At 61.0% G+C, this 20165-nt stretch carries 17 protein-coding genes; 11 read left to right on the top strand and 6 right to left on the bottom strand.

Translation table 11 applies throughout. From position 1 onward, the window contains the following. Nucleotides 1-46 precede the first annotated feature (46 nt). The 10 genes from lptF to tadA all read left to right on the top strand — a co-directional run bounded on the left by lptF (nt 47) and on the right by tadA (nt 10556). Entirely contained in the window at nt 47-1165 is a 1119-nt protein-coding gene (gene lptF / locus E4P01_RS08740) for an LPS export ABC transporter permease LptF (RefSeq protein WP_032877621.1), read from the top strand. Further along, nucleotides 1158-2237, top strand: a complete 1080-nt coding sequence (gene lptG, locus E4P01_RS08735) for an LPS export ABC transporter permease LptG (protein ID WP_032877620.1) — start codon at nt 1158-1160, stop codon at nt 2235-2237. Before lptF ends, lptG begins: the two co-directional genes overlap by 8 nt. Nucleotides 2238-2388: 151 nt before the next feature. Continuing rightward, complete coding sequence (gene lepA, locus E4P01_RS08730; RefSeq protein ID WP_032877619.1) at nt 2389-4188, top strand: translation elongation factor 4; 1800 nt, start codon at nt 2389-2391, stop codon at nt 4186-4188. 5 nt (nt 4189-4193) lie between these two features. Then, a complete protein-coding gene (gene lepB, locus E4P01_RS08725; protein WP_032877618.1) occupies nt 4194-5048 on the top strand; it encodes a signal peptidase I in 855 nt (284 codons plus the stop codon). A 152-nt stretch (nt 5049-5200) separates the two neighbouring features. Continuing rightward, nucleotides 5201-5890, top strand: a complete 690-nt coding sequence (gene rnc / locus E4P01_RS08720; protein WP_005785145.1) for a ribonuclease III — start codon at nt 5201-5203, stop codon at nt 5888-5890. Further along, nucleotides 5883-6785 (top strand): GTPase Era, encoded by a 903-nt coding sequence (gene era / locus E4P01_RS08715; protein ID WP_005785147.1) that lies wholly within the window; start codon nt 5883-5885, stop codon nt 6783-6785. The genes rnc and era overlap by 8 nt, the downstream gene beginning before the upstream one ends. Before the next feature lie 157 nt (nt 6786-6942). Beyond that, nucleotides 6943-7632 (top strand): DNA repair protein RecO, encoded by a 690-nt coding sequence (gene recO, locus E4P01_RS08710; protein WP_216090792.1) that lies wholly within the window; start codon nt 6943-6945, stop codon nt 7630-7632. 51 nt (nt 7633-7683) lie between these two features. Next, on the top strand, nt 7684-8427 hold the full coding sequence (gene pdxJ, locus E4P01_RS08705) for a pyridoxine 5'-phosphate synthase (RefSeq protein WP_032877617.1): 744 nt from the start codon (nt 7684-7686) through the stop codon (nt 8425-8427). A 249-nt stretch (nt 8428-8676) separates the two neighbouring features. Beyond that, nucleotides 8677-10059: a multicopper oxidase family protein gene (locus E4P01_RS08700; RefSeq protein ID WP_032877616.1), complete on the top strand. Its 1383-nt coding sequence runs from the start codon at nt 8677-8679 to the stop codon at nt 10057-10059. Next, nucleotides 10059-10556: a tRNA adenosine(34) deaminase TadA gene (gene tadA / locus E4P01_RS08695; protein WP_216090793.1), complete on the top strand. Its 498-nt coding sequence runs from the start codon at nt 10059-10061 to the stop codon at nt 10554-10556. The genes E4P01_RS08700 and tadA overlap by 1 nt, the downstream gene beginning before the upstream one ends. 141 nt (nt 10557-10697) lie before the next feature. Here the strand turns inward: tadA and cmoB are convergent, their stop codons facing one another. From cmoB to lon, 5 genes are all read right to left on the bottom strand, one after another. Then, nucleotides 10698-11654, bottom strand: coding sequence for a tRNA 5-methoxyuridine(34)/uridine 5-oxyacetic acid(34) synthase CmoB (gene cmoB, locus E4P01_RS08690; RefSeq protein WP_103733384.1), 957 nt, complete (start codon nt 11652-11654; stop codon nt 10698-10700). Further along, nucleotides 11651-12394 carry a carboxy-S-adenosyl-L-methionine synthase CmoA gene (cmoA, locus tag E4P01_RS08685; protein WP_078820363.1) on the bottom strand — a complete coding sequence of 248 codons (744 nt, stop codon included), beginning with the start codon at nt 12392-12394 and terminating at the stop codon, nt 11651-11653. Before cmoA ends, cmoB begins: the two co-directional genes overlap by 4 nt. Before the next feature lie 35 nt (nt 12395-12429). Then, the gene (locus tag E4P01_RS08680) at nt 12430-13086 is read right to left on the bottom strand and encodes a lysoplasmalogenase (RefSeq protein ID WP_103733385.1); all 657 of its coding nucleotides are present in this window, start codon (nt 13084-13086) and stop codon (nt 12430-12432) included. Between the two features lies 1 nt (nt 13087). Then, nucleotides 13088-13477 carry a protease inhibitor I42 family protein gene (locus E4P01_RS08675; RefSeq protein WP_078820365.1) on the bottom strand — a complete coding sequence of 130 codons (390 nt, stop codon included), beginning with the start codon at nt 13475-13477 and terminating at the stop codon, nt 13088-13090. Nucleotides 13478-13677: 200 nt separating this feature from the next. Continuing rightward, complete coding sequence (lon, locus tag E4P01_RS08670; RefSeq protein WP_032877610.1) at nt 13678-16098, bottom strand: endopeptidase La; 2421 nt, start codon at nt 16096-16098, stop codon at nt 13678-13680. Nucleotides 16099-16410: 312 nt separating this feature from the next. Between lon and E4P01_RS08665 the strand changes: the two genes are divergently transcribed. Continuing rightward, a complete protein-coding gene (locus E4P01_RS08665) occupies nt 16411-18747 on the top strand; it encodes a GGDEF domain-containing phosphodiesterase (protein ID WP_078820366.1) in 2337 nt (778 codons plus the stop codon). Here E4P01_RS08665 and E4P01_RS08660 read toward each other — a convergent pair. Next, nucleotides 18744-20165 carry a pyridoxal-dependent decarboxylase gene (locus E4P01_RS08660; RefSeq protein WP_216090794.1) on the bottom strand — a complete coding sequence of 474 codons (1422 nt, stop codon included), beginning with the start codon at nt 20163-20165 and terminating at the stop codon, nt 18744-18746. The genes E4P01_RS08665 and E4P01_RS08660 overlap by 4 nt on opposite strands.

Genomic DNA, 20165 nt, shown 5'->3' with positions numbered 1-20165 from the left:
CTTGCTTGTTTGGCCGCCTTAGCCTGACAACCCTGGAGTGTCTGGTTTGATCGTCTTCCGTTATCTGTCCCGCGAAGTCCTGTTGACCCTGAGTGCCGTGAGTGCGGTGTTGCTGGTCATCATCATGAGTGGTCGTTTCGTCAAGTTCCTGGCTCAAGCCGCCGCAGGCGCCCTGGATCCGGGGTCGTTGTTCTTGATCATGGGCTACCGGATGCCCGGGATGCTGCAGCTGATCCTGCCCCTTGGCCTGTTTCTCGGCATATTGCTGGCCTATGGCCGCTTGTACCTTGAGAGTGAAATGACCGTGCTGTCGGCCACCGGCATGAGCCAGCAACGTTTGCTGGCCATGACCATGGTGCCGGCCGCCGGCGTTGCCCTGGTGGTGGCCTGGTTGAGCATGAGCCTGGCGCCCCAGGGCGCCATGCAGTTCCAGCTGCTGTTGAACAAGCAGGATGCGATGACCGAGTTCGATACCCTCGAGCCCGGGCGCTTCCAGGCGCTCAGTGACGGTTCGCGGGTCACCTATACCGAAACCATGACCGATGACCGCTCCAACCTCGGCGGCGTGTTCATTTCCCAGAAAAACCTCGGCCAGAACCAGAAAGACCGTGGCATTACTATTCTGGTGGCCGATAGCGGGCGCCAGGAAATACGCCCCGACGGCAACCGCTACCTGATCCTGGAAAATGGCTACCGCTACGACGGCAGCCCTGGTCTGGCGGACTACCGGGCGATCAAGTACGACACTTATGGCGTCATGCTGCCCAAGCCTGAGATCAGCGGCGAGGTCACCGACCGCGACGCACTGCCGACTGCATCGCTGTTCGGCAGCCAGGAACTGCGCTCCATTGCCGAGCTGCAATGGCGTTTGTCCTTGCCGCTGCTGGTGTTTATCGTAACCTTGATGGCCGTGCCGCTGTCGCGCGTCAACCCGCGCCAGGGGCGTTTCCTCAAGCTGCTGCCGGCGATCCTGCTGTACATGGCCTACCTGACCATCCTGATTTCCGCCCGTGGCTCCCTCGAGAAAGGCAAGTTGCCGCCAGCCCTTGGCCTGTGGTGGGTGCATGGGGTTTTCCTGTTGATCGGCCTGGGGCTGCTCTATTGGGAACCTATCCGTTTGAAAATGAAGAGCCGTCGTGGCCTGAAGGAGTTGGCCCGTGGCTAAGCTTGATCGCTACATAGGCAGCAGCGTACTGATCGCCATCCTGGCGGTACTGGGCATCATTCTTGGCCTGGCCTTGCTGTTCGCCTTCATTGATGAAGTGGGCAACGTCACCGACACCTACACGGTCACGGATGTACTGAGCTACGTGGCACTGACTGCGCCGCGCCGCCTCTACGACATGATGCCGATGGCGGCGCTGATCGGTTGCCTGATCGGCCTGGGCACCCTGGCCAGCAACAGCGAGCTGACCATCATGCGCGCCGCCGGCGTTTCCATTGGTCGTATCGTCTGGGCGGTGATGAAGCCGATGCTGCTGCTGATGGCGTGCAGCGTGCTGATCGGTGAATACGTCGCCCCCCCGGCCGAAGCCACCGCCCAGGCCAATCGCGCCCTGGCCCAGGGCTCGGGCGATGCGCAAAGCGCCAAGCACGGCCTGTGGCACCGCCAGGGTGATGAGTTCATCCACATCAACGCCGTGCAGCCAGGCGGCCTGTTGATCGGTGTCACGCGCTATACCTTCGATAAAGAGCGGCACATGCTGTCCTCCAGCTTCGCCAAGCGCGCGCAATACAATGCCGAGCAATGGCAACTGAGCGACGTCACCACCACCTACTTCCGCAATGTGGGCCAGGGCACCAAGGCCAGCACCGAAGTGGTCAATGCACCGACCGAGCAGTGGGATATCGCCCTGAAGCCGGAACTGCTCAACACCGTGGTGATGGTCCCCGAAGCGCTGCCGATCTCGGGGTTGTGGAGCTACATCCATTACCTCAAGGACCAGGGCCTGAACAACGGCCGCTACTGGTTGGCGTTTTGGGTGAAAGTCCTGCAGCCGGTGGTAACCGCCGCGTTGGTGTTGATGGCGATCTCCTTCATCTTCGGGCCGTTGCGCTCCGTAACCCTGGGCCAGCGGGTATTTACCGGCGTGCTGGTGGGCTTTACCTTCCGCATCGCCCAGGATCTGCTCGGGCCGTCGAGCCTGGTGTTCGGTTTCTCGCCGCTGTTTGCGGTGCTGGTGCCGACGGCCATCTGCGCCGTGGCCGGGTTCTGGCTGCTGCGTCGGGCCGGTTGAAGCTGCGCTTATGCACAAAAAATGCCCCGCTCTCGTGAGTGGGGCATTTTTGTTCTGGTCAGCAAAGATGACGTCTGGCCTGAGCATCAGGTACAATTCCCGGCTATTTTTCAGCGGGCAATCTGCCTGCAGCCTTTTTGAGTGTTGATCCGTGAGTGATTTGAGTCATATCCGCAATTTCTCCATCATCGCCCACATTGACCATGGCAAGTCGACGCTGGCCGATCGATTCATCCAGATGTGCGGCGGCCTTGCCGAGCGTGAAATGGAAGCCCAGGTACTGGACTCCATGGACCTCGAACGCGAACGCGGGATCACCATCAAGGCCCACAGCGTTACTCTGTATTACAAGGCCAAAGACGGCATCACCTACCAGCTGAACTTCATTGACACCCCGGGCCACGTCGACTTCACCTATGAAGTCAGCCGTTCGCTTGCGGCCTGTGAAGGTGCCTTGCTGGTAGTCGACGCCGGCCAGGGCGTCGAGGCGCAGTCGGTTGCCAACTGCTACACCGCGATCGAGCAGGGCCTGGAAGTCATGCCCGTGCTCAACAAGATCGACCTGCCCCAGGCCGAGCCTGAGCGCGTCAAGGAAGAGATCGAGAAGATCATCGGCATCGACGCCACCGACGCCGTCACCTGCAGCGCCAAGACCGGCCTGGGTGTCGACGAAGTACTCGAGCGTCTGGTGCACACCATTCCCGCGCCGACCGGCAACTACGAAGATCCGCTGCAAGCGTTGATCATCGACTCCTGGTTCGACAACTACCTGGGCGTTGTCTCCCTGGTCCGCGTGCGCCATGGCCGTGTGAAGAAGGGCGACAAGATCCTGGTCAAGTCCACCGGCAAGATCCACCTGGTGGACAGCGTCGGTGTATTCAACCCCAAGCACACCGCCACCACTGATCTGAAAGCCGGTGAAGTAGGCTTCATCATCGCCGGTATCAAGGACATCCACGGTGCACCGGTGGGTGACACCCTGACCCTGAGCTCCACGCCCGACGTCGACGTACTGCCCGGCTTCAAGCGTATCCAGCCACAGGTCTACGCCGGCCTGTTCCCGGTCAGCTCCGACGACTTCGAGGATTTTCGCGAAGCGCTGCAAAAGCTGACCCTCAACGACTCGTCGTTGCAGTACACCCCGGAAAGCTCCGACGCCCTGGGCTTCGGCTTCCGCTGCGGGTTCCTGGGCATGCTGCACATGGAAATCATCCAGGAGCGTCTTGAGCGCGAGTACGACCTGGACCTGATCACCACGGCGCCGACCGTTATTTTCGAGCTGTTGCTCAAAACCGGTGAAACGATTTACGTCGACAACCCGTCCAAGCTTCCGGATCTGTCGGCCATCGAAGACATGCGTGAGCCAATCGTGCGGGCCAATATCCTGGTCCCGCAGGAGCACCTGGGCAACGTCATCACCCTGTGTATCGAGAAGCGTGGCGTACAGCGCGACATGCTGTTCCTCGGTACCCAGGTGCAAGTGACCTACGATATGCCGATGAACGAAGTGGTCCTGGACTTCTTCGACCGTCTCAAATCCACCAGTCGCGGCTATGCTTCGCTGGATTACCATTTCGATCGTTACCAATCGGCTAATCTGGTGAAACTGGATGTGCTGATCAACGGCGACAAGGTAGATGCCCTGGCACTGATCGTGCACAAGGACAACGCGCACTACAAAGGTCGCCAACTGACCGAGAAGATGAAAGAACTGATTCCGCGCCAGATGTTCGACGTTGCGATCCAGGCCGCCATTGGCGGGCAGATCATTGCACGGACTTCCGTCAAGGCTCTCAGAAAGAACGTACTGGCCAAATGCTACGGCGGTGACGTAAGCCGTAAGCGCAAGCTGCTTGAGAAGCAAAAGGCCGGTAAAAAACGCATGAAGCAAGTAGGTAACGTGGAAGTTCCACAAGAAGCCTTCCTTGCGGTGCTCAGGTTGGATAGTTAGGTCCTATGTCACTAAATTTCCCGCTGTTGCTGGTTATCGCCGTCGCCGTTTGCGGCCTCCTGGCGTTGCTCGATCTGGTGTTCTTCGCCCCGCGTCGGCGGTCGGCCATTGCTTCCTATCAGGGCAGCGTCAGCCAGCCCGATGCGGTGGTGATCGAGAAGCTGAACAAAGAGCCCTTGCTGGTTGAATACGGCAAGTCGTTCTTCCCGGTGTTGTTCATCGTGCTGGTGCTGCGTTCGTTCCTGGTGGAGCCGTTCCAGATCCCTTCCGGGTCGATGAAGCCGACCCTGGACGTGGGCGACTTTATCCTGGTGAACAAGTTTTCCTACGGGATCCGCTTGCCGGTGATCGACAAGAAAGTCATCGAGGTCGGTGACCCGCAGCGCGGCGATGTGATGGTATTCCGCTACCCGAGCGACCCCAACGTCAACTACATCAAGCGTGTAGTCGGCCTGCCGGGCGACGTGGTGCGCTACACCAGCGACAAGCGCCTGTTCATCAACGGTGAATCGGTGGCCGAGAAGCTGCTGGGCGCCGAGCCGAACACCCTGGGCAGCGCCGAGTTGTACCAGGAAAAACTCGGTGCGGTAGAGCACGAGATCCGCAAGGAAATGAGCCGCTACCGCGCAATGCCTGATGGCCAGTGGAAAGTACCCGCCGGGCACTACTTCATGATGGGCGACAACCGCGACAACTCCAATGACAGCCGTTACTGGGATGACCCCAATATTCCCAAGGACCTGCTGGGCATGGTGCCCGACGAGAACATCGTCGGCAAAGCCTTCGCGGTCTGGATGAGTTGGCCGGAGCCCAAGCTCAGCCACCTGCCGAACTTCTCGCGGGTCGGGCTGATCAAGTAATACAGGCGGCGCTGTGAACACAGCGCCGAATGCTTTTCTGGGGTTTGGACAATTAACCGTCCGGCCCCATGCAGCACCAATCAGGATGTGAATTTGAACACTGCGTCAATCGTCGATGGCCGCCGGTGCCACCAACTAGATATGGATAAACCGTGACCGTTTCTCTAAGTCGTCTCGAGCGCCAGCTCGGCTACACCTTCAAGGACCCCGAATTGATGGTCCTTGCCCTCACACACCGCAGCTTTGCAGGGCGCAATAACGAGCGCCTGGAATTCCTCGGTGATGCCATCCTCAATTTTGCCGCCGGTGAGGCGCTGTTCGAGCGTTTTCCTCAAGCGCGCGAAGGCCAGCTTTCGCGCCTGCGGGCGCGCCTTGTGAAAGGCGAGACCCTGGCCGTGCTGGCCCGAGGTTTTGGCCTGGGCGAGTACCTGCGGTTGGGGTCCGGTGAGTTGAAAAGCGGCGGTTTCCGTCGCGAATCGATTCTGGCCGATGCCCTGGAAGCCTTGATCGGCGCGATCTACCTCGATGCAGGGATGGAGACGGCCAAGGAGCGCGTGGTCGCCTGGCTGGCTTCTGAAATCGAAAGCCTGACGCTGGTCGACACCAACAAAGATCCCAAGACCCGCCTGCAGGAATACCTGCAGTCCCGCGGTTGCGAACTGCCACGCTACGAAGTGGTGGATATCCAGGGTGAGCCCCATTGCCGCGTGTTCTTCGTGGAGTGTGAAATCACCTTATTGAACGAAAAAAGCCGAGGTCAGGGTGTGAGCCGTCGCATTGCCGAACAGGTAGCGGCCGCTGCAGCACTGATTGCCCTGGGCGTGGAGAATGGCCATGACTGATTCAACCGCAACACGCTGTGGCTATGTTGCCATCGTCGGCCGCCCGAACGTGGGCAAGTCCACGCTGCTCAACCACATCCTCGGCCAGAAGCTCGCGATCACTTCGCGCAAGCCCCAGACCACTCGCCACAACATGCTGGGCATCAAGACCGAAGGCAACGTGCAAGCGGTGTATGTCGATACCCCGGGCATGCACAAAGGCGGTGAGAAAGCCCTGAACCGCTACATGAACAAGACTGCTTCGGCGGCGTTGAAAGACGTCGACGTGGTGATCTTCGTGGTCGACCGCACCAAGTGGACCGACGAAGATCAGATGGTTCTCGAGCGCGTGCAGTACGTCACCGGCCCCTTGATCGTCGCGTTGAACAAGACCGACCGCATCGAAGACAAAGCCGAGCTGATGCCGCACCTGACCTGGTTGCAGGAACAACTGCCGAACGCCCAGATCATGCCGATCTCGGCCCAGCACGGCCACAACCTCGAAGCCCTGGAGCGCGTGATCGCCGGTTACCTGCCGGAAAACGAGCATTTCTTCCCGGAAGACCAGATCACCGACCGCAGCAGCCGCTTCCTCGCCGCCGAGCTGGTACGCGAGAAAATCATGCGCCAGATGGGTGCCGAGCTGCCGTACCAGATCACCGTCGAGATCGAAGAGTTCAAGCAGCAGGGCAAGACCTTGCATATCCATGCGCTGATCCTCGTCGAGCGTGACGGCCAGAAGAAAATCATCATTGGCGACAAAGGCGAGCGCATCAAGCGCATCGGCACCGAAGCGCGCAAGGACATGGAGCTGCTGTTCGACTCCAAGATCATGCTTAACCTGTGGGTGAAGGTTAAGGGTGGCTGGTCAGATGATGAGCGTGCGTTGCGCTCACTGGGCTATGGCGACCTTTAAGAACACCGCAGGTCTGAAAAAATGTGGGAGGGGGCTTGCTCCCGATAGCGGAGGGTCAGTCACTTATTTGTTTAACTGACCCACCGCCATCGGGAGCAAGCCCCCTCCCACATTAGGTTGTGTGGTTTTAAAAATTGCATTCCAGCAGTGAGTTCCCATGTCTCAATCCCCACCTCCCAGCCAACTCGCCTACGTGTTGCACAGCCGCGCCTACCGCGAGACCAGCGCGCTGGTGGACTTCCTCACGCCTCAAGGCCGCCTGCGTGCGGTGCTGCGCAGCGCACGGGGCAAGGCAGGTACCTTGGCGCGGCCCTTCGTGGCCCTGGATGTGGAGTTTCGCGGTAAGGGCGAGTTGAAAAACGTCGGCCGCCTGGAAAGCGTCGGCACCTCTGCCTGGCTTAACGGCGATGCACTGTTCAGCGGCCTTTACCTCAATGAACTGCTGATCCGGCTGTTACCCGCCGAAGACCCGCACCCGGCGGTCTTCGATCACTACGCCGCGACGCTGCTGGCCCTGGCTGAAGGGCGCCCCCTGGAACCGCTGCTGCGCGCCTTCGAATGGCGCTTGCTCGACGACCTGGGCTATGGCTTTGAATTGCACAACGACCTGCACGGCGATCCCGTCGCCGCCGACGGCATGTACCGCCTGCAAGTGGATGCGGGCCTTGAACGCGTGTACCTGTTGCAGCCGGGGCTGCTCCAGGGCAGCGAACTGCTGGCCATGAGCGACGCGGACTGGAGCGCGCCGGGCGCCTTGTCCGCCGCCAAGCGCCTGATGCGCCAGGCCCTTGCCGTGCACCTGGGCGGGCGACCGCTGGTCAGTCGCGAGTTGTTTCGAAAGCCCTGACATCCCCGTGTATGCTGTGCACCGATTCTTTCCCTTTTCAGGAGCGCTTCCGTGACCACCAGCAATCGCATTCTTCTTGGCGTCAACATCGACCACGTCGCCACCCTGCGCCAGGCCCGGGGCACCCGTTACCCTGACCCGGTCAAGGCCGCGCTGGACGCCGAAGAAGCGGGCGCCGACGGCATTACCGTGCACCTGCGCGAAGACCGCCGCCACATCCAGGAGCGTGATGTGCTGCTGCTCAAGGACGTGCTGCAAACGCGCATGAACTTCGAAATGGGCGTCACCGAAGAAATGATGGCGTTTGCCGAGCGCATTCGCCCGGCGCATATCTGCCTGGTGCCCGAAACCCGCCAGGAGCTGACCACCGAGGGCGGCCTCGACGTCGCCGGCCAGGAAGCGCGGATCAAGGCCGCGGTGGAGCGCCTGTCGAAGATCGGCAGTGAAGTCTCGTTGTTCATTGACGCCGACGAGCGCCAGATCGAAGCCTCGCGCCGGGTCGGTGCCCCGGCCATCGAATTGCACACTGGCCGTTACGCCGACGCCACCACCCCGACCGAAGTGGCCGACGAGCTGCAACGCATCATCGACGGCGTGAACTGCGGGCTCAACGAAGGCTTGATCGTCAATGCCGGCCATGGCTTGCACTACCACAACGTCGAAGCTGTGGCGGCGATCAAGGGCATCAACGAGCTGAACATCGGCCATGCACTGGTGGCCCATGCGCTGTTCGTCGGTTTCAAGGGTGCGGTTGCCGAGATGAAAGCCTTGATTCTGGCGGCTGCCAGGACCTGAGCAAACACAATATAAGCCACAATGAAGTTCACAATGTGGGAGGGGGCTTGCTCCCGATAGCAGTGTGTCAGTCAGCATGTTTTTAGCTGACCCACCGCCATCGGGAGCAAGCCCCCTCCCACATGTTGATCTTTATCGACATCCACAATTGCGCCATGCGGCAATGCGAAGCCTTACTGTTTAGGCGACGCAGGTGTATCGTATCTGCCCTTTGCGGGCCTTGGCCTGCGGCAGATACGTGAGGTTGCTGTGTCCCAATCGTTTTCCCGTCGACAGATCCTCGGTGGCCTTGCCGGCCTGGCAGTCGTCGGTGTGGGCGCCGGTGGCGCCTATCGTTACTGGCTGGGCAAGGTCGCCGATGCCAACGCAGGAAGCGACTACCAACTGATTGCCGCGCCCCTGGACGTGGAACTGGTACCGGGGCACAAGACCCAAGCCTGGGCATTCGGCCCTTCGGCGCCTGGCACCGAGTTGCGCGTGCGCCAGGGCGAATGGCTGCGGGTACGTTTCATCAATCACCTGCCGGTCGCCACTACCATCCACTGGCACGGCATCCGCCTGCCGCTGGAAATGGACGGTGTCCCCTACGTTTCGCAATTGCCGGTGCTGCCTGGGGAATATTTCGACTACCAATTTCGCGTGCCCGATGCCGGCAGCTACTGGTATCACCCCCACGTAAGCAGCAGCGAAGAACTTGGCCGTGGCCTGGTCGGCCCATTGATTGTGGAAGAGCGCGAACCCACCGGTTTCAAATACGAACGTACCTTGAGCCTGAAGAACTGGCACATCGACGAAGAAGGTGCGTTTGTCGAGTTCAGTATCCCCCGTGAAGCGGCGCGGGGCGGCACTGCAGGGCGCCTCTCCACCATCAACGGCGTGCCCCAGGCGGTCATCGACCTGCCCGCTGGGCAAATCACTCGCGTGCGCTTGCTCAACCTCGACAACACCCTGACCTATCGCCTCAACATCCCCGGCGTCGAAGCGCAGATCTACGCGTTGGACGGCAACCCCATCGAGCCGCGCCCGCTGGGCAAGGAATACTGGCTGGGCCCAGGGATGCGCATCTGTCTGGCAATCAAGGCCCCGCCGGCGGGTGAAGAATTGTCGATCCGCAACGGCCCGGTGCGCCTGGGCACCTTCCGTTCGGTGGCCAACACCGATGCGCCTACCCAGTGGCCACCGGCATTGCCGGCCAACCCGGTTGCCGAGCCGGACCTGGCCAATGCCGAGAAACTCAACTTCAATTTCGAATGGGTCGGTTCGGTGTCGGTCAATGTCGAAAACGGTAAGCCACCCAGCCTGTGGCAGATCAACGGCCAGGCCTGGGACATCACCGACAAGACCTGTGCCGACCGCCCGATTGCCAGGCTTGAAAAGGGCAAGAGCTACATCTTTGAATTGAAGAACATGACCCAGTACCAGCACCCGATCCACCTGCATGGCATGAGCTTCAAGGTGATTGCGTCGAACCGCCACAAGGTCATCCCGTATTTCACCGACACCTACCTGCTGGGCAAGAACGAACGCGCCCGTGTGGCGCTGGTGGCGGATAACCCGGGAGTGTGGATGTTCCATTGCCACGTGATCGACCATATGGAAACCGGCCTGATGGCCGCTATCGAGGTGGCGTGATGCGCCAGATTCGCCCCGGCGCGATTATCGACCGCAGCCGCGACCAGGACTTTATGCGCGAAGCCCTCGCCCTGGCCGCCCAAGGCGCCGCACTGGGCGAAGTGCCGGTGGGCGCGGTGCTGGTGCAGGATGGTGCAATCATCGGCCGCGGTTTCAATTGCCCGATCAGCGGCAACGACCCCAGCGCCCATGCCGAAATGGTCGCGATCCGCGCCGCTGCGCAAGCCATCAGCAACTATCGCCTGGTGGGCAGCACGCTGTATGTGACCCTGGAACCGTGCAGCATGTGCGCCGGGTTGATCGTGCATTCACGCATCGCAAGGGTGGTGTATGGCGCACTGGAGCCCAAGGCCGGGATTGTGCAGAGCCAGGGGCAGTTCTTTACCCAGGGTTTTCTCAACCATAAGGTACTGTTTGAAGGCGGCGTGCTGGCCGAGGAGTGCGGCACGGTGTTGAGCGAGTTCTTCAAGGCTCGCCGGGCTAAACCAGCACTCTAAAGAACACTGAGAACAAAAAATGTGGGAGGGGGCTTGCTCCCGATAGCGGTGTATCAGCCATAAATGTGGTGGCTGACACTCTGCTATCGGGAGCAAGCCCCCTCCCACATTTGGCCCTGTGTTTCTTCAGGGAGATCGGGGTTACTTTTTGGCGATGATCACCGCCCGCATCGGCGCCGGCAGCCCTTCGATGGTCTTGCTGTGATCTTCGGGGTCGAGGAAGTCACTGAGCGACTGATATTTCATCCACTCTGTTCCACGCTGTTCCTCAACCGTGGTCACGCTCACATCCACGCACCGCACCTCACTGAAGCCTGCACGGCGCAGCCACAACATCAACGCCGGCACCGAGGGCAGGAACCACACGTTACGCATCTGTGCATAACGGTCTTCCGGCACCAGCACCTGCTGCTGATCGCCTTCCACCACCAGGGTTTCCAGGACCAGCTCGCCGCCCTTGACCAGGGTGTCCTTGAGCGCCAGCAAGTGCTCGATCGGCGAGCGGCGATGGTAGAACACGCCCATGGAGAACACCGTGTCGAAGCCTTCCAGGTTCGCCGGCAAGTCTTCGAACGGGAACGGCAGGTGCCAGGCTTTGGGCTCAGACAGATAACGTTGCACTGCCTGGAACTGGCAGAAGAACAGCCAGTTGGGGTCCACGCCAATCACACTGTCGGCGCCCGCGCCGAGCATTCGCCACATGTAGTAACCGTTGCCGCAGCCCACATCGAGGATGCGTTTGCCCTTCAAGTTCAAGTGCGGCGCAACCCGCGACCACTTCCAGTCCGAACGCCATTCGGTGTCCACATGCACGCCGAACAGGTGGAACGGGCCTTTGCGCCATGGGCTCAGCCCCATCAGTGCCGAGTGCATCCGGGCGCGGGTTTCGTCGTCGCAATCGGTGTCCAGCACCAGGCCGTTCAACAGGTCGACTTCGTTGGGCTGGATCTTCGGCAGTGCGTCCAAAGCACTCTGCCAACGCTCGAGGTCGCCGTGACCTTTTTCCATCTTGCTGTCGAGCTGCGCTTGCAGGCCCTGGGCCCAAACGGCCAAAGGAGTGCCGACCAGATGGCGGGCGAGGGGGGATAAATCAATCATGGCAAGGCAATCAACGAGGCAAAGTTAAGACACTGGAACCACGGCACGACTTTCGAGAACCCGGCCGCCAGCAGGCGTTCGCGGTGTTCTTCGAGGCTGTCGGGTTTCATGACGTTTTCGATGGCGCTGCGCTTCTGGGCGATTTCCAGTTCGCTGTAGCCGTTGGCGCGTTTGAACGCGATATGCAGGTCGGTCAGCAGTGCGTGTTCTTCAACATCGTTAAAGCGCAGCTTTTCCGAGAGGATCAACGCCCCGCCCGGCAGCAGCGATTGGCGGATACGCCCGAGCAACGCCAAACGTTCGTCAGGGGCGATAAATTGCAGGGTGAAGTTCAGCGCTACTACCGAGGCGGGCTGAAATTGCAACGCGAGGATATCGCCCTCGATCACCTCGACCGGCAGCAACTCCTGGAACATCGAGTCCTGGCCGTTGAGGTATTCGCGGCAACGTTCGACCATCGCCGCCGAGTTGTCCACCGCGATCACCCGGCAGCCATCGGTGCGCACATGGCGACGCAGGGCTTGGGTCACGGCACCCAGGGACGAGCCCAGGTCATACAGCACGCTACCCGGCTGGGCAAATTGCGCGGCCAGCACGCCGAGGTTCTCGACGATGGTCGGGTAGCCCGGTACCGAGCGTTTGATCATGTCCGGGAACACCCGCACCACATCCTCGTTAAAGGCGAAGTCCGGCACCTGGGGCAGGGGCTGGGCGAATAGGCGATCGGGTTCTTTGCTCACGGTTGTTCCGGCGACGAGGGGGAAAGGCCGGCATTTTAGCCAAGTTGGTCGTCGGATGCGCGGGTTGTCTGATGGAAAGCTGAGGCGGTGATGCCCCATTGCCCGAGCCAATAAGTGGCGATCAACAAATAGGGCGCCGCATCGAAGGCCAATACAAACCGGTTGATACCGATCAACGTATCGGAAAACACAAACGACACCGCACCCGCTGCCGCCAGCAGTGCCGAGCGTTGCGGTACCGCGCTGCCCAACCTTGCCAATGCACGCCAGAGCATGGCGCTGATCACCAGCGCGTAAACCACCACCGGTATCAGCAACTCGCCTAAACCGTGGGAGATCAGGATGCCCAGCAGGATCGCCCCGACAGCCAGGGCCAGCACCAGCGGTACTATTGCCAGGCGCCGACAGTCGCTGAAATAGGCTTTGAGGTAAGCCAGATGCGCAAACAGAAATGCGCCCAGGCCAAAGATAAACAGGTCCCCCGGCCAGGCGAGCAATACGTCGCCCACCACGGAAAAAATCAACCCCAGGCTGATCCAGCGTCGATAGTCGGTAGGCGGTGCGTCATGCAGCCAACCCAGCAGCGCCAGAACCGGCAGTGGCTTGACCAGCAGGCACAGCAGCGTCGCGTGAGTCGCCAGGCCGTAGATAAAGGTACCGGCGCCCATCAAGGCAAGGATCAGCCAAGGCATATCAGTTCACCGTAATGGCGCAGTCAAAGGTTTCGACAGGTTCGGCTTCCGGCTCCCAGGGTTGCTGGGAGGTCAGGCGCAAACGGCCTTGCCCTGGGGCGAATGCCTGGAAGCGCCAGGTCGATTGACCACCGCCGCCGATCACACCGGATTCGGTGCTGCTATAGACCTCGGGGCTTAATGCGCGCAGAACACCGCCAGCCGAATCCTGGATGGCCCAGCGGTAGCCGGTGGTGGGATTGCTGGGCAAGGTGAGGATCAGGTTTTGATTGGTTTTAAGCTGGAGCGGGCAGGCGCTCTGGTTGTCCACGGTGACGTTTTGCTTCGGTGCACTGGCGCACGCGGCCAACAGGGCAAGGCTCAAGGGGAGAAGCAGGCGGGCAGCGGTCATGGAGGCTCCGTTTATACACGACGAAGGGCGAGCATAACCGAAGATGAGGCAGGGTGTGACAAGCAGGATATGTGTCGCGGCCACTCACGCCATCGGGGGCAAGCCCCCTCCCACATTTGACCGCGTTGTCATTCACGACGCCGGTTCCCTGTGGGAGGGGGCTTGCCCCCGATGAGGCCGGTTCAGGCGCTAGAGCTCTATCAGAACAGCACCTTCGCCACATCCGCAAAGCGCTTGGCGAAGTGCACTGTCATGCCTTCCTTCAGGTACTCCGGCAGCTCTTCAAAGCTGCCACGGTTGGGCTCCGGCAGGATCAGCTCGTGGATCTTCTGGCGCCGCGCCGCAATCACCTTTTCACGCACCCCGCCAATCGGCAGTACATGCCCGGTCAAGGTCAGTTCGCCGGTCATGGCCACGCCTTTCTTTGGCGGCTGGTTGCGTGCCAGCGACAGCAGCGCACTGGCCATGGTCACACCCGCACTCGGGCCGTCTTTCGGCGTGGCGCCTTCCGGCACGTGCAAGTGAACGAAGGCTTCGTCGAAGAACTTCGGATCACCGCCAAACGACTTCAGGTTCGAGCTGATGTAGCTGTAGGCGATTTCTGCGGACTCCTTCATCACTTCACCCAACTGCCCGGTGAGCTTGAAGCCGCGATTGAGCGTGTGGATACGCGTTGCTTCAATCGGCAATGTGGCGCCGCCCATGCTGGTCCAGGCCAGGCCGGTGATCACGCCGGTGCCGGACAGTACCTGCTCGTTACGGAATACCGGCATCCCCAGGGAGCTTTCCAGGTCCTTGTTGCCGATCTTGATCACGCTGTCGGGCTCATCCAGCAGCTTGACCACCGCCTTGCGCACCAGTTTGCCCAGTTGCTTCTCCAGCTGACGCACCCCGGCTTCCCGCGCATAACCGTCGATCAACGCGCGCAGCGCGCCGTCGCTGATGGTCAGGCTGTTTTTCGCGACGCCGGCTTTTTCCAACTGTTTGGGCCACAGGTGGCGCTTGGCGATGGCGACTTTTTCTTCGGTGATATAGCCCGACAGGCGAATCACTTCCATGCGGTCCAGCAACGGGCCCGGAATCGAGTCCAGGGTGTTGGCGGTGCACACGAACAGCACTTTGGACAGGTCCAGGCGCAGGTCCAGGTAGTGGTCGAGGAATTCGACGTTCTGCTCCGGGTCCAGGGTTTCCAGCAGCGCCGATGCCGGGTCGCCCTGGAAGCTCTGGCCCATCTTGTCGATCTCGTCGAGCATGATCACCGGGTTCATGACTTCCACGTCTTTCAGTGCCTGCACCAGCTTGCCGGGCAGGGCGCCGATGTAGGTGCGGCGATGGCCCTTGATCTCGGCCTCATCGCGCATACCGCCGACGCTGAAACGGTAGAACGGTCGGCCCAGGGACTCGGCAATGGATTTGCCCACGCTGGTCTTGCCCACGCCCGGCGGGCCTACCAGCAACACGATGGAGCCGGCGACTTCGCCTTTATAGGCGCCCACCGCAAGGAATTCAAGGATGCGACTCTTGATGTCATCCAGGCCCGCATGGTGCTTGTCCAGCACCTTGCGCGCGTGTTTGAGGTCGAGCTTATCTGCGCCGTACACGCCCCACGGCACCGAGGTAGCCCAGTCCAGGTAGTTGCGCGTGACGGCGTATTCCGGCGAGCCGGTCTCCAGGATCGACAGTTTGTTCAATTCTTCATCAATGCGTTTTTTCGCCTGGGCCGGCAGCACCTTGCCTTCCAGGCGCTGCTCGAACTGCTCGACGTCCGCACTGCGGTCGTCCTTGGTGAGGCCCAGCTCCTGCTGGATGACCTTGAGCTGTTCCTTGAGGAAGAATTCGCGCTGGTGCTCGCCGATCTTGCGGTTCACTTCGGCAGACAGTTCTTTTTGCAGCCGCGCCACTTCGACCTCTTTGCGCAGCATCGGCAGCACTTTTTCCATGCGCTTGAGCATGGGTACGCAGTCCAGCACTTCCTGCAGCTCATTACCTGTCGCCGAGGTGAGGGCGGCGGCGAAGTCGGTGAGCGGCGACGGGTCGTTGGGGCTGAAGCGGTTGAGGTAGTTCTTCAACTCTTCGCTGTACAGCGGGTTGAGCGGCAGCAGTTCCTTGATCGCATTGATCAACGCCATGCCGTAGGCCTTGACCTCGTCGGTGGGCTCGCTGGGCTGATGCGGGTATTCGACCTCCACCAGGTACGGTGGGCGATGGTGCTTGAGCCAGGTTTTGATGCGCACACGGGTCAGGCCCTGGGCCACGAATTGCAGCTTGCCGTTCTCGCGGCTGGCGTGGTGCACCTTGACCAGGGTGCCGTACAGCGGCAGGGCCGAGGTGTCGAAGTGCCGCGGGTCTTCTGGTGGCGTGTCCATGAAAAACAGGGCAAGGGAGTGGTGGTCGGATTTGCTCACCAGCTCCAGGGTCTCAGCCCACGGCTCTTCATTGACGATCACCGGCAGCACTTGCGCCGGGAAAAACGGCCGGTTGTGGATCGGGATGATATAGACCTTGTCCGGCAGGTTCTGCCCAGGAAGCGCCAGGCCGGTGTTGGACGAGGAGGTTTCTGCGTTTTCGGGGTCGGCGTAATCGTTGAGGTCGTAATCAGGGACGTCTTGCTGGTCGCTCATGGGGCACCTGCATAAGGGAGTATGCAGGTTAGATGGGGCGGGGGAGCGGTGGTTTCAATGGTGGGGGTGAGATAGCAACATATTGCATGAAATTACCAAAATGACGCTGTCTCAGTGCTTTAGTCAATAATATGACGCTAACGGTGCCGTATTTATTGGGTTTACTTATGCCTTGTCCAAGCTAATCTAGCCTAAACAAAATTCTCTTTAAGGATGGACGTTTTTTTGACGCCAGCTCAGCAACCGGCAGGGATGCATATGAGAGACGCAACGCACCGCACAGAACGCCGAGCGCGGCCGGCGGGTGCGGCATTGCAGTGGCGTCACACCTTTCAAACCCGGATTGCCGGAGTACTGGCGCTGTTGTTGCTGGTGGTCGTGGCGGCCACGTATTTCGCCGTCAAGGCCGCTACTACCCGCGCCGTGGAGAACCAGGCCCAGGTGCAGTTGGACACTGGGCGGCAGGTGTTCGAGCGCTTGTTGGACCTGCGCGGCCGCCGCCTGCAATATGGGTTGGACTGGCTCACCATCGATGGCCCGTTCAAGCAGGCCGTGGCCGGTGGCGCAACTGTGCCGATCCTGGAGGCCCTGGGACGCCACGGTACGGGGGTCAATTCCAGCGAAGTGTTCGTGTTGGGCCTGGATGACAGGGTCATGGTCAGTACCTTGCTGGCGATGACGCAAGGGGAGGCGTTCCCTTATGCCAATGCATTGCGCAGCGCGCGCCGCAGCGGCCAGCAAATGCTGATCGTCGCCATGGCTGGGCGCCCCTACTTGCTGGTGCAGAAGGAAGTCCTTGAACCCGCGCCCATCGCCCGAGTGATCATGGGCTTTCCCATGGATACGCAATTTGCCCATGAGTTGCGCTCCATGAGCAACCTTGAGGTGTCGTTTCTCAGCGTACAAGGCGGCCATGTCGGCCAGCTCTTCACGACCCAGCCGGGCAGTTTGCGCCCGAGCGTTATCGACCTGCTGCTGGGCACGTCAATCGATCCGCAGGCGCGGGTCCAAGGGTTCCATGGCCAGCGCGTGCTCAGCCAGGTGTTGCCCTTGGCCAATAGCGGCGAAGGCGATGAAGTGCGCGTGTTGCTGCAAAGCCCGCTGGACCACGCCCTGGAATCCTTCGCACCGCTGGACCGGCAGTTTCTGGTGATTGCCGTGGCGGTGCTGTTGGTCTCGCTGGGGGCGGCGTTATTTCTTGCGCGGCGTGTATCACGCCCGCTCAATGCATTGGTGCGGGCCGCTGAGCGGATCGGCGCCGGTGACTACCACACGCCGGTGCGGGTGCGCAGCCACGATGAGTTCGGCCTCTTGGCCCGCGCTTTCAATGCCATGCAAAGCGGCATCGCCGTGCGCGAACGACAGTTGGCCCATAACGCTTTGCATGATGCGCTCACCGGCCTGCCCAATCGCGCCCTGGCCATGGAGCGTCTGGGCAGTGCGATCAGTGCGCGGCGGCCGGTGGTGTTGCTGTACCTGGGGATTGAAAACTATCGGGTCATCAACGAAGGCTTCGGCCCCCAGGGTGTGGAAGAAATGTTGTGCGAAGCCAGCCGCTGCCTGTCCATGAGCCTGCTGGCCAGCGACACCGCCGCGCGCATTGCCGGCAGTGAGTTTCTGCTATTGCTGGAAAACACCGAAATCGACTCCGCCGTCGCTCGTGCCGACCGCGTGTACGGGCTGCTGACCGAACCCCAGCGCATCGGTAACGATGAAGTGCGTCATGAAGTGAGCATCGGCATTGCCGCGTATCCCGCAGACGGTCAGCAGGTCGAGGAACTGATCAACCGCGCCGCCATCGCTCGGCATGACGCGGCCACCATGCCGGGGCATTTGCAGATCTACCAGCCTGATCGCGACCTCGCTCACCAACGCCAGATTACCCTGATCCGCGATCTGCGCCGGGCGGTGGTCGAAGGCGAGTTGTTCCTGTGCTATCAGCCCAAGCTCGACCTCAAGCACGGCCATGTGGGCCAGGCGGAAGCCTTGTTGCGCTGGCAACACCCGACCCTTGGGCAAGTGTCGCCCACAGAATTCATTCCCCTGGCCGAACGCACCGGCAGCATGGGGCCCCTGACCTTATGGGTGATTGAAGAGGCCATCCGCCAGATTGCCGAATGGGCGCTGCGTGGCCTGGTGATTCAACTGTCGGTGAATATCTCGGTGAACGACCTGGTCGATGACGACTTGGCCATTCGCGTCACTGCGCTATTGATCCAATACGAGGTGAGCGCCGAGCATTTGCTTTTCGAAATCACCGAAAGCGCCATCATGCACAATCCACAGCAAGCCCTCAGCGTGCTGGAACAACTGCGCGGCTGCGGCATCAGCCTGTCGGTGGACGACTTCGGTACCGGTTACTCATCACTGGCGCAGTTGCAGCGCCTGCCGGTACAGGAGTTGAAGATCGACCAGTCGTTCATACGCAACCTCGACAGCACCAGCGGCGACGGCGTGATCGTGCGCTCCACCATCGAGATGAGCCACAACCTGGGCCTCAAGGTCGTGGCCGAGGGGGTGGAGTTCGAGCACAGCCTCACCCTGCTCAAGCACTGGCAGTGCGACACGGCCCAGGGCTACCTGATCAGCCGGCCACTGAATGCCATGGCGTTCGAGCGCTGGATGCGCCGTTCGCGGGTGTCGACCTAAGAATACGTTTGCTCGACCAGGCTTTGCAGCCGCGTCCATAACCGTTCGACATGCTGGCGCTCGGTGCCCAATGCACCGATGGACACCCGCACCATCCAGCGCTCTTCGAGGAGGGCAGGGGTGACATAGGCATGACCGGACTGGTTGAGTTTTTCTGCCCAGGCCCGCGTGTGCTGATCCAGCGCCTCACCGTTCAGCCCTGGCGGTTCATGGCGAATACACAGGGTTTGCAGGGCTGGCGCGGCCACCAGTTTCCATTGCGCGCTGCTTTCGATCAGTTCAGCCAGCCAGCGTGCATTGGCCAGGTCGCGCCTCAGCCGCGCCTGTAAGCCGCTGACGCCTTGTTCGCGTATCAGAAACCACAGCTTCAGGGCGCGGAAGCGGCTGCCCAATGAAATCCGCCAGTCGCGGTAGTTTCTGACTTGGCCGTCGGCACTGGACTGCAAGTAGCTCGGGTTGGTGGTCATGATGCGAATCAAATGCTCGGGGTCGCGCACGAAGTACACCGAGCAATCGAAGGCCGCGCCCAGCCATTTGTGCGGGTTGAGCACCAGGGAGTCGGCTTTTTCGATGCCCTGCCACAGTGCCCGGCATTCCGGCAGGATCATCGCAGCGCCGGCCATCGCCGAGTCCACATGCAGCCACACACCGTGGCGTTGTGTCAGGTCGCCAATCGCATCCAGAGGGTCGATCGCCATGGCGGCTGTGGTCCCGGTGGTAGCAATTACTACGCAGGGGCGATTGCCGGCGGCCAGGTCCTGTTCGATGGCGTGCGCCAATGCCTGGGGCGACATTGCATTGTGTTGGTCGGTGGCGATGGTGCGGATATGGTTCTGGCCGAATCCGGCCAGGATCGCCGCCTTGTTGACCGAGCTATGGGCGTGGGCTGAGGTGTAGACGATCAGGGGGGCGCCGCTGTTTTGCAGGCCGTCATGCATCAGCGCGTAATCGGAGCTGCGCTCCCTGGCGCTGATGAGGGCCACCAGGGTGGAGGTTGACGCGGAGTCCTGGATCACGCCGCTCCAGGCGCTGCTCAGGCCGAGCATGTCGCGCAGCCAATCGGTGGTCACTTCTTCGATTTCGGTGAGGGCCGGGCTGGATTGCCAGGACAAGCCCACCACACCCAGGCCAGTGCTCAGGCAATCGCCCAGCACCGAAGACAGCTCCACGTTGGAAGGGAAGAAGCCGAAAAAACTCGGATGCTGCCAATGCAGCAGCCCGGGCATGATCAGCTTTTCGACATCGCCCATGATCTGTTCGAACGGTTCGGCGCTGTCAGGCGGGCTCGCTGGCAGGGCGGCCTTGATTTCGCCGGGCACCGTGGTGGGCTGCACGCCGCGTTGCTCGATGTTTTCTCGATAGTCTGCGATCAGGTCGATCATGGCGTAGCCATGGCGACGGAATTCTTCGGGGGTCAT

The organism is Pseudomonas sp. NCIMB 10586, from assembly GCF_023127895.1.
GTDB lineage: Bacteria > Pseudomonadota > Gammaproteobacteria > Pseudomonadales > Pseudomonadaceae > Aquipseudomonas > Aquipseudomonas synxantha_A.
This window is presented reverse-complemented; position numbering and strand designations above follow the sequence as displayed.

Excerpts from the sequence above, each read along its gene's own strand:
- lepB (WP_032877618.1), top strand. The coding sequence starts at position 4,194 with ATGTCACTAAATTTCCCGCTGTTGCTGGTTATCGCCGTCGCCGTTTGC.
- era (WP_005785147.1), top strand. The coding sequence starts at position 5,883 with ATGACTGATTCAACCGCAACACGCTGTGGCTATGTTGCCATCGTCGGC.
- recO (WP_216090792.1), top strand. The coding sequence starts at position 6,943 with ATGTCTCAATCCCCACCTCCCAGCCAACTCGCCTACGTGTTGCACAGC.
- tadA (WP_216090793.1), top strand. The coding sequence starts at position 10,059 with ATGCGCCAGATTCGCCCCGGCGCGATTATCGACCGCAGCCGCGACCAG.
- cmoB (WP_103733384.1), bottom strand. The coding sequence starts at position 11,654 with ATGATTGATTTATCCCCCCTCGCCCGCCATCTGGTCGGCACTCCTTTG.
- E4P01_RS08680 (WP_103733385.1), bottom strand. The coding sequence starts at position 13,086 with ATGCCTTGGCTGATCCTTGCCTTGATGGGCGCCGGTACCTTTATCTAC.
- E4P01_RS08675 (WP_078820365.1), bottom strand. The coding sequence starts at position 13,477 with ATGACCGCTGCCCGCCTGCTTCTCCCCTTGAGCCTTGCCCTGTTGGCC.
- lon (WP_032877610.1), bottom strand. The coding sequence starts at position 16,098 with ATGAGCGACCAGCAAGACGTCCCTGATTACGACCTCAACGATTACGCC.
- E4P01_RS08660 (WP_216090794.1), bottom strand. The coding sequence starts at position 20,165 with ATGACCCCCGAAGAATTCCGTCGCCATGGCTACGCCATGATCGACCTG.